Below are 13,118 nucleotides of genomic sequence, written 5' to 3'. Positions count from 1 at the left end.
CCCGTGCGTAGCCCGTGCCGCCGGCGTCCGCCCGTGCTTTCGGCATCCGCCCGCCCGTGCGTAGCCCGGGACCCCGGCATCCGCCCGTGCGCTTGGGAAGGAGATGTGCGCTCCGCAAGGTCGTTTGCGGGGCATTCGTCCTGTTAGAGCGCACATCTCCTTCTGAGGCGCCCGCTACCGCAAGGCACCGGCTCGCGCGCGCATCGGCCGCGCGTCATCCCGCACTGACGGCGAGCAGGAACCAGGCGGAGTGGGGGATCCACTGCTCGGCCCAGCGCCACGAGTCCGGACCCTCCGCCGTGTCGGGGGCGAGGAACGCGATGCCGTGCTCGTCGTCGGGATGGCTCGTGATGCCGTTCACGATGCCGCCGGGCAGATTGGGGAAGTCGGGTGTGTACTCGACGTTGTTGCGGCCGCGCCCCTGGAGCATGCACACGTCGAACGGGTTGCGGCCGAGCATCCAGTGCACCTGATCGGCCGCGAAGCGGCGCAGCCGCGCTCCGAGGTCGGGGTCGCACTCCGGCAGCTCCGCGATGCTCGCGGCGGCGAAGGCCGACGAGCCCAGGTTCGCGTTCTCCCCCTGCCACCAGTAGCCCGTGTCGTTCTCGTGCGGGAAGAAGAACGCGTCTTCCGGGGCCCCGCCGCGCGGCTGCACGCGCTGGCGCGGGTATCCGAACGGATTGGCGACCGCGTGGGTGCGCGACAGGAGGTCCTCTCCGAGGCGCACGGCCAGGGCACGTGCCCGAGCGGCGTGATCGCCCCCGGGGAGGAGGCGCGCGTATCGCAGCAGCGCGACGACGGGAAGCCCCGACTCGACCGCCGAGAAGTGCGGGCGGCCGTCGGTCCAGGCCTCGAGCCAGCCGGCCGAGCCGTCGGCGGCGGAGCGGTGACGCTCGATCAGAGACAGCGCGCGCCGATCGGCAGCGGCCGCGAACCGCGCGCCCGCCGCACCGTCGGAGGCCGCCGCCAGCTCCGTCGCGGCCAGCAGGGCGCAGTAGTCGTCGACGATCGACTCCGAGCTCTCCGTCAGCTCGCCGGTCTCGAGGTCGAGCCCGAACAGGTACTCGTCGTTGTGCGCCTCCAGGTCGTCGAAGGCGTCGACGGCGGCGGCGAGGTACTCCGCCTGGGTCGAATCGCCGTGCTCGTCCTCACGCGACGCGCGTGCGAGTGCCGCGATCGCGAGGCCGCCGCCGCCGCGGTACGAGGCCCGGTACCGGTCGGTGCGCACGCACTCGGGAAGGGGGGCGTTGATCACCCGCTCGTCGAGCTTCTTGGTCAGAGCGTCGAAGATGCCGCTGTAGAAGGCCCCTTCCGGCGTGCGGAACCGCACCAGGAAGTCGGCCCCGAACAGCGCCTCGTCGCGCATGCGGGCGCCGAGGGCACGATGGAACCGCGGATGCCGCCGACGCAGCAGGTCGCGCGCCTCGAGGAACGCCCACGCGCACAGCGGGATCTGCTGCGGACTCATGGTCGGCGAGTACGTGAGGTGACTGAGGAACTTGCTCGTGTCGCCGCTCGCGTCGAGCCAGCCGCCGCGCGCGTCGACGGTTCGGCCCGAATCGTCGCCGAACAGCGTCGCCGCGGCATCCTTCCGATCGATCTCTCCGCTCGACCGCCCCGCCTTGAAGGCGAAGAGCACGTCGGAGAGGGTGCCGGCGGCGATCCGCTCCTCGCCGATCGCGAACGGCTCGGACGAGACGACCGTGTCGTCGATCGCCGCGGCGAGAACGTAGCGCCCCGGCGCGTCGACGTCGTCGAAGTCGACGCGCGAGTAGGCGCCGGTTCGCCAGGCGTCGACCGACACGGAGGGGAGTGCATCGAGACGCCGTCGGGAGCCGTCGTCGAGCGAGAGCAGCTCGACGTGCGGCGAGAGGCCCGGCTGCGCCGTCTCGATGAGGGCGGACTTGGCCGACCCGGTGTCGTATCCGAGGTGGTTGTGGAGGATGCGCATGCGGTCAGCCCTTGAGTGCTCCGGCGAGGACGGCGTTCTCCATCTTCTCGGCGAAGACGGCGTAGACGAGGTACGCCGGGATCAGCGTGATCAGGATGCCGGCGGCGAGGACGCCGTACTGCGCCGCGTTCGCGATCGAAAGGGTGGGCAGCGCCACCTGCGCGGTGCGCAGCGACGCCTCCGGTCCGATGATCACGAGGGAGAAGAAGTACTCGTTCCAGAACGACAGGAAGTTCAGGATGGCGACGACCGTGAGAGTCGGCACCGCCAGAGGCACGTACACCGACCAGAGCACGCGCAGGGGTCCTGCACCGTCGAGCAGCGCCGACTCCTCCAGTTCGGCGGGCACGGCGCGCATCGCCTGGGTCAGCAGGATCACCGTCAAGGGCATGGCGGATGCCGGAAGGAACAGGATCAGGAACTCGCGGGTGTGGAACAGATGCATCGTGATCGACAGCAGCACCGTGGGCACGAGAGCCGCGAAGCCCGGGATGAGGAAACCGAGGGCGAAGACACGCTCGACCATCACTCCGATCGCGCCCTTCGCGCGGGCGAGAGCGAAGGCCGCCGGCACCGCGAGGACCAGGGTCAGCACCTCGGCGCCGATGGTGATGTAGGCCGAGTTGAGCAGGGCGGTGCCCAGCGAGGCCTGTGAGAACGCCAGCCCGAAGTTATCGAGCGTGAGCGGGGTGAAGGGCGAGAAGGGCTCGTTGAAGATGTCGGTGTTGTGCTTGAACGCCGAGATGAGCAGGTAGTAGAGGGGCGCGGCCAGGAGGATGACGTAGAGCCAGACCCCGGCGTGCGCGATGTACTTCGAGGGTCCCGTGCGGCCCAGGGCGCCGCCGCGGGAGGCTCGTCGCGGAGTCGTGCGCGGAGCCGGCCGCTCGGCAGGGGGAGCAGCCGGGGCGTCGAGCAGGGTGGTCATGCGGGTCTCCTCAGTACTTCTGGCGGAACGTGCGGCGGATCACGAGGATGCCGGCGACGCCGACGACGAACAGCACGACGGCGACGGCCTGGCTGTATCCGACCTTCGACTGGTTGAACGCGAAGTCGTAGACCAGGAACGACAGCGTGGCGGTGGCGTTGCCCGGCCCGCCCTTGGTGAGCAGCAGCACGACGGCGGCGGAGGAGAACAGCGTCCAGAGGAACTGCAGCATCGTGACGACGCCGACGAACTCGCGGCACATCGGCCACGCGATGCTCCACATGCGGCGGAAGTGGCCGCATCCGTCGATCTCGGCCGCCTCGAAGACCGACTGGTCGATGGAGTTGAGCCGGGCGGCGAGCATGATCGCCGACACCGACATGCTGCACCAGATGGTGACGATGATGATCGACCACATCGCGCTGTCGCCGTTCGCGAGCCACGGTCGGGTCAGCTGGCCGAGGCCGATCGCGTCGAGGAAGCCGTTGATCATGCCCTGCGGCGCGAACACACCCACGAACACCATCGCGAGGGCCGATGCCGAGAGCAGCACCGGAGTGAACATGAGGGCGCGGACGAAACGGTGCCCGCGCGGCTTGAGGTTCAGGTAGTACGCGATCATGAACGCCCCGATCACGACGATCGGGAGGGTGACGACGAGCTGGAGGACGGTGTTCCCGGTCGCGAGCCACACGACGGGATCGTTGACCAGGCGCACGAAGTTGTCGAGTCCGGCGGGAGTGCGCGGAGCGATGAGCCCGCGCCAGTTCACCGTGGAGAAGTAGAAGAGGCTGACGAGCGGGCCGATGGTGAACACCAGGAACCAGAGCAGTGCCGGCAGGGTGGCCGAGAGCTGCAGCACCTCGCGGCGTCGTCGAGCGGACGCGCGTCGACGGGCGACCAGGTCGGGAGAGAGCGCGGTCATGAAGTCTCCAGGGGAGTGGGGGAGCGGTCCGGCGGATCGCCGGACCGCTCTCGGGTGTCACTTCGCGGCGGCGTAGATGTCGTCGACGGTCTTGCAGATCGTCGCGGCGTCGGTGCCGGGCGTGAAGGCGACCGAGGTCGCACGATACATCGGGTTCGACACGTCGGCCGGAACGTAGATGTCGGGCATGACCGGGAAGTCGACCGCCTCGGGCAGTTCGGTCAGCGACTGGGCGAGCAGGGGAGCGGAGACGCCCGAGGTGTCGCCGCCGAAGTCGGCCACCGGGATGACGCCGCCCTCGTCGAGGATGCCCTTGAGCACGTCGTCGTCGTACATGTAGGTGATCAGCTGCTCGACGGCGTCGATCTTCTCCTCGCCGTTCGGGCTGATCCACCACCCGGCGGAGGTCGATCCGCGATAGGCGAGGGGCTTCTCGAAGGGGGCTCCGTCGGCGACGGGGAGGCCGCCCAGCACGGTGGCTTCGGCGAGCTCGTCGGATGCCGCGGGGTACGCCCACGAGCCGAGCGGCGCGATCGCGGCCTGACCGTCGATGTAGGCGGCCTGCGCCTGATCGGCCGTGTAGCCCTCGACCCCGTCGACGAAGACGCCGGCGTCGCGCAGCTCGACGAGGAGCTCGATGCCCTTCATGGCGTCGGGGTTGTCGCAGGTTCCTCCTTCGGCGTAGACCTTCTTGGCCTCGTCGGTCGACATGAACATCTCGAGGAACTGCAGGAAGATCTTCTGACCCGACCAGTCGATGCCGCCCAGCACGACGGGTGCGATGCCGGCGGCGCGCAGCTTCTTCGCGGCCTCGATGAGCTCGTCGGTGGTGGTCGGCACCTTGTCGACGCCGGCCTGCGTCAGCAGACCGGTGTTGTACCACCACGGCCAGGTGAAGCCGGAGTAGGGGAAGGCGCGCACGTTGCCTTCGGCGTCTGTCCAGTCGACGAGGGCGTCGTCGGGGATGCGGTCGGCGATGCCCCACTCCTCGATGTAGTCGTTCACGGGGGTGACGGCACCGTTGATCGCCCAGTCGAGCTGCTTCTCGAGCAGGCCGACGAGCAGCACGTCGGCCTCTTCGCCGGCGAGGAGCGAGGTCTCGTAGACCTGGTTGAGGTTGTCGCCGGACTCGAGCACCTTGACATCGATCCCCGTCTCTTCGGTGAAGGCCTCGAAGGCGGCGAACAGCGGCTTGTTCTGCGCCTGACTCGCCGTCCAGTTCGTCTGCACGACGATCTGGTCGGGATCGGTGGCGGGCTGATTGCTGGCGCAGGCTCCGAGCCCCACGGCGAGCACGAGAGCGCTGGCGGACGCCAGCGGGATGGACACGCGCTTCTGCACGGCGACCTCCTCATCGGCCGGTCGGATACCGGCGGTTCCCTGCATGGTACTCACCAGGACTGCAAGTGGTCAATACTGGTATTTTCGGACCCTTTACGAATTCGCCGTCGGGCCCGCTGAAGCGTCCGACATGACGACGACACCCTTCACGAAATCCGCCGGCCGCGACTCCATGAGCTCGTAGGCCTGGTCGATGTCGTCGAGGGAGAAGCGGTGCGTGATGAGCGGTCGGTAGCTGAAGCGCCCGTCGGCGATCATGTCCAGCCCGGCCGCCATCGCCCGCATGGTCCGCGGTCGGGCGGGCGAGAAGCCGTTGACGATGGTGGCGCCCTTGTACCAGAGCTCCATGTCCATGGGCGCGTCCCCCGCGTGGTGGTAGCCCACGACGCAGACGGTGCCGTACGGCCGGACCAGCGACGACGCCGTGCGCAGCGCCGACGTGACGCCCGCCGCCTCGACGACCACATCCATCCGCCCCTCGCGCGCGCCCTGAGCCGAGACGAGTTCCGTGGGCACGTCATCGGGGTGGTGGGCCTCATGGGCGCCGAGGGCGAGCGCCCGTGCGCGCGCCGCGGGATTGGGGTCGATCGCCACGAGGAGCCCCGGCGCGCGAACCGCCGCCAGCTGCACCAGTCCCAACCCCATGAACCCCAGACCGACCACGGCGACCCGTGCGCCGGGGATGATCGGACAGCGCGAGAGCGCCTCCTCGAGATCGGCGAGCGGCTCGCCGATCACATGCTCGGGCGCGAAGCCGGCGGGGACGCGGAGGATCGAGTCGGCGTCGAGCGCCACCTTCGTAGCGAATCCGTCGCCGCCGAGCCCGGTCACGATGTCACCCAGCCGCCATCGCCCGTCGGGGTCGCCGAGCGCGGAGATGCGCCCGACCGTCTCGTGACCGAGGCGGATCGGCGACTCAGGCGTGCCCTGCTCGCGCCACGGCGTGCGATCGGAGGTGCAGACGCCGCATGCGAGAACGTCGATCACCACCTGGCGGCTGGTGGGTTCCGGATCGGGAGCGGTGACGATCTCGGATCGGCGCGGACCGATCACCTGACTGACGAGCATGACTCCTCCTCCGGAAGGACGGTGGGATGCGACGCGCGGCACGGCACGGGGCAGTGAATGGTTGCACTCATCCTAGAACCGTATTAGCTTGGCCCGCAGTGGTATTTCACTGGACTGCTAATTGTGCTCGACGGAGAGGCCATAGTGTACCAATCAAACCGGCATATCGGTCGGCGATGACGGACGTCCGCACGGCGGCCGTCGTCGGGGCCGGTGCCCAAGGGCGCGTCCACGCGCACGGCATCGCCCTGCTCCCCGGTCTGCGCCTCGTCGGCGTCGCCGACATCGACGGCCGCGCGGCGAGCGAGCTCGCCCTCGAGCACGGCGCTCGCGCGCACACCGACGTCGAGACGATGCTCGACGCGGAGCCGATCGACCTGCTGAGCATCTGCGCCCCGGCTGCCGCGCACCGATCGATCGTGGATGCCGCGCTCGCCCGCGGTGTGCGCGCCATCCACTGCGAGAAGCCCATGGCGCTCACCTTCGGCGACGCACGGCATCTGGTCGCTGCGTCGGCCGCGGCCGGTGCTGTGCTCACGATCAACCATCAGCGGCGATTCGACCGCATGCATCGAGCCGTGCGCGAGCTGGTGCGCGCGGGCGCGATCGGAGATCCGGTCGGCGCTCAGGGGTACTGCGCCAATCTGTTCGACTGGGGATCCCACATCGTCGACCTCCTCCGCTTCCACCTCGGCGACCCCGAAGCGGTCTCGGTGCTCGCTCAGATCGATGTCGCCGCTCGTAAGCGCGTCTACGGTGCGCTCACCGAGACGGCATCCGTCGTCCGCGTGCGCTTCGGCGACGCCGTCGAGGCGATCATCGTCACCGGCCGCGACCAGGAGCCCCTGCATGCGCGCGGCGACACCGGGATCGTCCTGCAGGGCACGGCCGGACGCGTCGAGATCTTCGGCGGCCGCGCCGTCGTGCACGGCGACGGGCGCGAGGCCGTGGAGGTGCGGGAGTCGGTCGATCCCGCCTTCCACCTCGACGGGTCGCCGGTCGACCCGGCGATCGTCGAGCAGACCGCCCTCGCGCTCGCCGATCTCGTGCGGGCCGTCGAGACGGCGGGCGAGCCGGTGCTCGACGCGCGGCACGGCCTGGCCGCCGCCGAGATCATCTTCGCGGCGTACGAGTCCAGCGTCCGGCGCGGTCTGGTCCCGCTGCCGCTCGACGTGTTCGACAACCCGCTGCAGCGGGGGCTCGACCTGGGTCTGTGGGCGCCCGAGTACGAGATCGTTTCGACCTACTGATGAGAGAGATGGATGCGATGAGAGAGGCCGTGGCATGAGGGTGCTCCTGCGGCGAGGACTGTTCTACCTGATCACCGCCTTCGCGGCGATCACGATCAACTTCTTCCTCCCCCGGATGATGCCGGGTGACCCGATCGAGCGGATGCTGACCCGGTTCCAGGGCAAGCTCAGCCCGGAGGCGGTGTACGCGCTCCGCGAGCTGTTCGGCCAGGGCGACACGAACCTGTGGAACCAGTACTGGCAGTACTGGGGCGACATCTTCACCGGCGATCTCGGGGTGTCCATCAGCGCCTACCCCTCACCGGTGTCGACCATGATCCTCCAGGGCCTGCCGTGGACACTGTCGCTGATCGGCATCTGCACGGTGCTGAGCTTCATCATCGGCGTCGGGCTCGGGATGCTCGTCGGCTGGCGTCGCGGATCGTGGCTCGACGGGCTCGTGCCGGCGACGACGTTCATCTCCTCGATCCCGTACTTCTGGTTCGGCCTGATCATGGTCTACGTCTTCGCGGTGCTGCTGCGATGGTTCCCGCTGTCGGGCGGCTATCAGCCCGGGCTCACGCCGGGCTTCTCCCTCGAGTTCATCGGCAGCGTCATCTCGTACGGGATGCTGCCCGCCATCACCATCATCGTGTCGTCGATCGGCGGCTGGCTGCTCGGCATGCGCAACATGATGGTCACCACGCTGAGCGAGGACTACGTGCTGCTCGCGCAGGCCAAGGGGCTGCGCACCGGCCGGGTGATGAGCACCTACGCCGGACGCAACGCCGTGCTGCCGTCGCTCGCGAGCTTCGCGATGTCGCTGGGCTTCCTCGTGGGCGGGTCGATCGTCACCGAGGTGGTCTTCAACTACCCGGGTCTCGGCTACACCCTCTTCCAGGCCGTGCAGCAGCAGGACTATCCGCTGATGCAGGGCATCTTCCTCGTGATCACCATCACCGTCCTCGTCGCGAACCTCGTGGCGGACTTCGCCTACGTGATGCTCGATCCCCGCACCCGGCAGGAGGCACGCCGATGACGACCCCCCTCACCGCCACCCTCGCCGCTCCGCAGCGCCCCGCCGCGAGGGGGCGGAACCTCGACTGGCTGCGCGGCCTGCGCTCCGGGAAGATCATCGTCGGCGGATCGGTGTTCCTGCTGTTCGTGCTCATCGCCGTCTTCGGCCCGATGTTCGTCACGACCGACCCGAGCGCCGTGAGCACGGAGGTGCTGCTGCCCCCGTCGCCGGAGCACTGGCTGGGAACCACGCACACGGGGCAGGATCTGTTCGCCCAGATGGTCTACGGAACACGCATCTCGATGTTCGTCGGCGTCGTCTCGGCGTTCTTCGCCACGGCTCTCTCGCTCATCGTCGGCCTCACCGCCGGCTACGTCGGGGGCATCGGCGACGAGCTGCTCTCGGTGCTCTCGAACATCTTCCTGGTGATCCCGGGGCTGCCGCTGGTCGTGATCCTCGCGGGCTATCTCCCGAGCACCGGCTCCATCGGCATCATCATCGTCATCTCCATCACGGGCTGGGCCTGGGGCGCGCGGGTGCTGCGTGCGCAGACGCTGTCGCTGCGGAACCGCGACTTCGTCGAGGCGGCCCGCGTCGCCGGAGACCGCACGTTCCGCATCATCTGGAGCGAGATCCTGCCGAACATGCTCGCGATCGTGGCGTCGTCGTTCCTGGCGACGGTGACCGGCGGCATCCTCACCCAGGCCGGCCTCGCGTTCCTCGGCATGACCGACGTCACCGAGTGGTCGTGGGGCGGCATCCTCTACTGGGCGCAGAACAGCTCGGCCCTGCTGTTCGGGGCGTGGTGGTGGTTCGTGCCACCGGGGCTCGCCATCGCCGTCGTCGGCACAGCCCTGGCGCTGGTCAACTTCGGCATCGACGAGTTCGTCAACCCGCGACTGCGCGCTGCCGGGCTCGGCACCAAGGCCGGCACCAAGACGCAGTTCTCGCGCCCGCGCCAGCCGCTGCTGAACCTGCGCCGGCCGCGTCGCGACCTCGACGAGGAGACCGCCTTCGTCGCCGGCGAGGCCGTGCTGGAGATCTCGAACCTCTCGGTCGACTACCAGACGCACGACGGCGCCTTCCGCGCGGTCGACGACGTCAGCCTCACTCTCCACCGCGGCGAGATCGTCGGGCTCGCCGGCGAGTCGGGATCGGGCAAGACCACGCTGGCCTATGCGGTGACGCGACTGCTGCGGCCGCCGGCGGTGATCGTCGGCGGGCGGATCGTCTACACCGGACGCGACGGCGAGCAGATCGACGTCCTGGCACTCGACGACCGCGAGCTGAAGGCGTTCCGCTGGTCGGAGATCGCGATGGTGCTGCAGTCGGCGATGAACGCGCTCAACCCGGTGATCACGATCGGCGATCAGATCGAGGACATCTTCATCGATCACGATCTGCGCCTGAGCAAGGACGAGCGCCGGCGACGCGCGGCCGAGCTGCTGCGCACGGTCGGCATCGACCCGATCCGTCTGGCCAGCTACCCGCATCAGCTCAGCGGCGGGATGCGGCAGCGCGTCATGATCGCGATGGCGCTGTCGCTCAAGCCTCGGGTCATCATCATGGACGAGCCCACCACGGCGCTCGACGTGATCGTGCAGCGCAGCATCATCGACGAGATCGCCCGCCTGCGCCACGACTTCGGGTTCGCGGTGATGTTCATCACGCACGACCTGGGGCTGCTGCTCGAGATCAGCGACCGCGTCGGCGTGATGCGCAAGGGCCGACTCGTCGAGCTCGACACCCCGGCGGCGCTGCTCGACGACGCCCAGCACGACTACACCCGTCACCTGCTGCGATCGTTCCCGAGCCTGCGCGGCGACGGACCGGTCGCCGGCGGCGGGCGATACATCGCGGAGGACGGCCCGTCCGCCTCCGAGGAGGTGGGAGCACGATGACCACTCTGCACGCGGTCGACCTGACCAAGGACTACCACCTGGGCCGCCGCGGCGCGACGCTGCGCGCCGTCGACGGCGTCTCGCTCACGGTGCGTCCCGGCGAGACCGTGGCGCTGGTGGGCGAGTCGGGCAGCGGCAAGTCGACCATGGCCAAGATGATCCTCCGGATCACCGACCCGACCTCGGGCGAGCTCCGTCTCGACGACGAGGTCGTGCCGCGCGGTCAGAACGGCATCCGCGCCTACCGCTCGCGCGTGCAGATGGTGTTCCAAGACCCCTTCGCATCGCTCAACCCCCTGCGCACCGTCCGCCATCACCTGCGGCGTCCGCTGCGCGTGCATCGCATCGTCCGCGGGCCGAGAGAAGAGCAGGCCGAGCTCGAGCGTCTGCTCGACTCGGTGAACCTCTCGGCGGAGTACCTCGACAAGTTCCCCCACGAGCTCTCGGGCGGGCAGCGGCAGCGCGTGGCGATCGCCCGGGCGCTCGCGCCTCGACCCGAGGTGCTGATCGCCGACGAGCCGGTGTCGATGCTCGACGTGTCGATCCGCATGGAGATCCTCGAACTGCTCGACGCGCTCAAGCTCGAGCGCAATCTCGCGGTGCTCTACATCACCCACGACCTCGCGACCGCCCGTCACTTCTCGAGCCGGATCGTCGTGATGCGCAACGGGCGCGTGGTCGAGCGCGGTCCGAGCGACGACGTCATCTCGGTGCCGGTCCATCCGTACACCCAGCTCCTCGTCCGTGCCGCACCCGACCCTCGATCGGAGCCGTTCGTCGTCGACGTGAGCCGGCGGATGCGGCATCCGGAAGTCCTCGTCTCCGACACCGACCCGACCGCCTCGGGAGCCGACGAGGGCCTGCACTGGGCCCGGGAGTGGGACGACGACGAGAGCGTGGCCCGCCTGCTCGCCGAGAACCGCATCGACGGGAAGGAGGGAACAGGCGCCCCCGGGCCGGCGCATCCGCAGTCCGTATGACACGCAGTACCGCAACAACCGAAGTGTTCTCCCCGTCACAACGAAAGGAAGTCGGCATGCCCATGCGCACGTCGAAGCGCGCAGCGATCGCCACGATGGCCGTCGCCGCCCTGATCACCGGCCTCGTCGCCTGTGCCCCGAGCGCAGCGAACTCCGGAGGAGGCGACACGATCCTCACGGTCGGCCGCTCGTCCGCCTCCGTCCAGAAGGTCTTCAACCCCTACCTCCCCACCACCGCCTACCAGCTCGGCTCCGAGGGCATGATCTACGAGCCGCTCGTGCAGGTGAACACCACCAAGGCCGGCGACTTCAAGCCGTGGCTCGCGACCGAGTGGGAGTGGAACCCCGAGGGCACCCAGCTCACGCTCCAGCTGCGCGACGGCGTCTCTTGGACCGACGGCGAGGCCTTCACCAGCGACGATGTCGTGTACAGCTACCAGCTCATCAAGGACCACCCCGAGCTGAACCTCACCGGCATCCAGTTCGACACGATCACGGCCCCGGACGAGCACTCGGTCGTCCTCACCTTCGCCACCCCGTCGGAGAACTTCTTCGACAAGATCATCTACCTGAGCATCGTGCCGGAGCACGTGTACGGCAAGATCGACGACGTCGCCGGCTACCCCGACGAGAAGCCGGTCGGCACCGGGCCCTTCGTGCTCGACACCTTCACGCCCGAGAGCTACACCCTGCTGAAGAACCCGGACTACTGGCAGAAGGGCAAGCCGGCGATCGACGGGCTGCGCTTCGTCCCGTACAAGGACAACACGGCGGTGTCGCAGGCGATGGTGCAGGGTGACGTCGACTGGTGCAGCTGCTACATGGCGAACGTCGAGGAGACCTTCCTCTCCAAGAGCGACGACTTCCACATCCTGTGGTCCGTCGTCGGTGCGGACGGCCTCATCACCAACAATCAGAACTTCCCCTTCAACGAGCGCGAGATCCGCGAGGCCGCCAGCCTCGCGATCGACCGTCAGCAGGTCGCCGACGTCGCCAACCGGCCGGCCGCGACCTGGAAGGGCGGCCTGCCGCTGCCGGTGTTCGAAGACGCGATCGCCCCCGGTCTCGAAGACGAGGTGTACGAGTTCGACCTCGACGGCGCGAAGAAGATCCTCGAGGGGATCGGATTCACGATGGGCTCCGACGGGTACTACGAGCGCGACGGCCAGCAGCTGGCCTTCGAGATCACGATCCCGCAGGCGTTCACCGAGCAGGTCGCCGCCGCGCAGATCATCCAGTCGAACCTCAAGGAGGCCGGCTTCAAGGTCGACGTCAACGGCGTCGCCGTCGAGGCGATCAACGGCATCACCAGCAAGGGAGAGTTCCAGGCGACGATCGGCTACCCGATCGCCACCCAGATCCTCGCGGTGAACCTGTACGACTCGTGGATGAACGCCGCCTACTCGCTGCCGATCGGCGAGGCGATCCCGACGTACCAGAACATCCAGCGCACCGAGGACCCGGAGATCGCGCAGTACTTCGCCGACTACTTCGCCGCGACCACCGACGAGGAGCGCACCGCCGCCGTCACGGGTCTCGAGGAGCAGTTCATCGAGGAGATGCCGTGGCTCGTGCTCTCGTACTACCAGGCGTACGCCGGGTGGAGCGAGAAGAAGGCCACCGGCTGGCCCGAGGAGGCCGACCCGTACTGGGGCGCCTTCGTCAACCCGGTCGTCGCGCTGGAGCTCCAGCCGAAGTGACCCTTCGACAGGCTCAGGGACCCATCGTCCCTGAGCCTGTCGAACCCTGGGACCCATCGTCCCTGAGCCTGTCGATCCCT

At 68.8% G+C, this 13,118-nt stretch carries 10 protein-coding genes; 5 read left to right on the top strand and 5 right to left on the bottom strand.

Translation table 11 applies throughout. The features are described from left to right. Positions 1 to 214: 214 nt before the first annotated feature. Genes AB3M90_RS10060 through AB3M90_RS10040 form a run of 5 tightly spaced genes read right to left on the bottom strand, consistent with a single transcriptional unit; the run spans position 215 to position 6,210 of the window. Complete coding sequence (locus AB3M90_RS10060) at positions 215 to 1,951, bottom strand: glycoside hydrolase family 9 protein (protein WP_412951819.1); 1,737 nt, start codon at positions 1,949 to 1,951, stop codon at positions 215 to 217. A gap of 4 nt (positions 1,952 to 1,955) precedes the next feature. Further along, positions 1,956 to 2,876, bottom strand: coding sequence for a carbohydrate ABC transporter permease (locus AB3M90_RS10055; RefSeq protein ID WP_412951818.1), 921 nt, complete (start codon positions 2,874 to 2,876; stop codon positions 1,956 to 1,958). Between the two features lie 10 nt (positions 2,877 to 2,886). Beyond that, complete coding sequence (locus tag AB3M90_RS10050; RefSeq protein ID WP_412951817.1) at positions 2,887 to 3,801, bottom strand: carbohydrate ABC transporter permease; 915 nt, start codon at positions 3,799 to 3,801, stop codon at positions 2,887 to 2,889. A 57-nt stretch (positions 3,802 to 3,858) separates the two neighbouring features. Then, positions 3,859 to 5,187 (bottom strand): ABC transporter substrate-binding protein, encoded by a 1,329-nt coding sequence (locus tag AB3M90_RS10045; RefSeq protein WP_412952684.1) that lies wholly within the window; start codon positions 5,185 to 5,187, stop codon positions 3,859 to 3,861. Positions 5,188 to 5,235: 48 nt separating this feature from the next. After that, a complete protein-coding gene (locus AB3M90_RS10040) occupies positions 5,236 to 6,210 on the bottom strand; it encodes a zinc-binding dehydrogenase (protein WP_412951816.1) in 975 nt (324 codons plus the stop codon). 176 nt (positions 6,211 to 6,386) lie between these two features. Between AB3M90_RS10040 and AB3M90_RS10035 the strand changes: the two genes are divergently transcribed. The 5 genes from AB3M90_RS10035 to AB3M90_RS10015 are packed head-to-tail and all read left to right on the top strand — an operon-like array spanning position 6,387 to position 13,038. Continuing rightward, a complete protein-coding gene (locus AB3M90_RS10035) occupies positions 6,387 to 7,460 on the top strand; it encodes a Gfo/Idh/MocA family protein (protein ID WP_412951815.1) in 1,074 nt (357 codons plus the stop codon). A gap of 34 nt (positions 7,461 to 7,494) precedes the next feature. Next, positions 7,495 to 8,478: an ABC transporter permease gene (locus tag AB3M90_RS10030; RefSeq protein ID WP_412951814.1), complete on the top strand. Its 984-nt coding sequence runs from the start codon at positions 7,495 to 7,497 to the stop codon at positions 8,476 to 8,478. Next, positions 8,475 to 10,358 carry a dipeptide/oligopeptide/nickel ABC transporter permease/ATP-binding protein gene (locus AB3M90_RS10025; RefSeq protein ID WP_412951813.1) on the top strand — a complete coding sequence of 628 codons (1,884 nt, stop codon included), beginning with the start codon at positions 8,475 to 8,477 and terminating at the stop codon, positions 10,356 to 10,358. Before AB3M90_RS10030 ends, AB3M90_RS10025 begins: the two co-directional genes overlap by 4 nt. Continuing rightward, on the top strand, positions 10,355 to 11,338 hold the full coding sequence (locus AB3M90_RS10020) for an ABC transporter ATP-binding protein (RefSeq protein WP_412951812.1): 984 nt from the start codon (positions 10,355 to 10,357) through the stop codon (positions 11,336 to 11,338). Before AB3M90_RS10025 ends, AB3M90_RS10020 begins: the two co-directional genes overlap by 4 nt. Before the next feature lie 56 nt (positions 11,339 to 11,394). Further along, positions 11,395 to 13,038 carry an ABC transporter substrate-binding protein gene (locus AB3M90_RS10015; protein ID WP_412951811.1) on the top strand — a complete coding sequence of 548 codons (1,644 nt, stop codon included), beginning with the start codon at positions 11,395 to 11,397 and terminating at the stop codon, positions 13,036 to 13,038. Positions 13,039 to 13,118 lie beyond the last annotated feature (80 nt).

Origin of the sequence: Microbacterium martis, from assembly GCF_047246685.1 — a bacterium.
GTDB lineage: Bacteria > Actinomycetota > Actinomycetes > Actinomycetales > Microbacteriaceae > Microbacterium.
The sequence above is the reverse complement of the archived record's forward strand: the minus strand, read 5'-3'. Positions and strand labels throughout refer to the sequence as shown.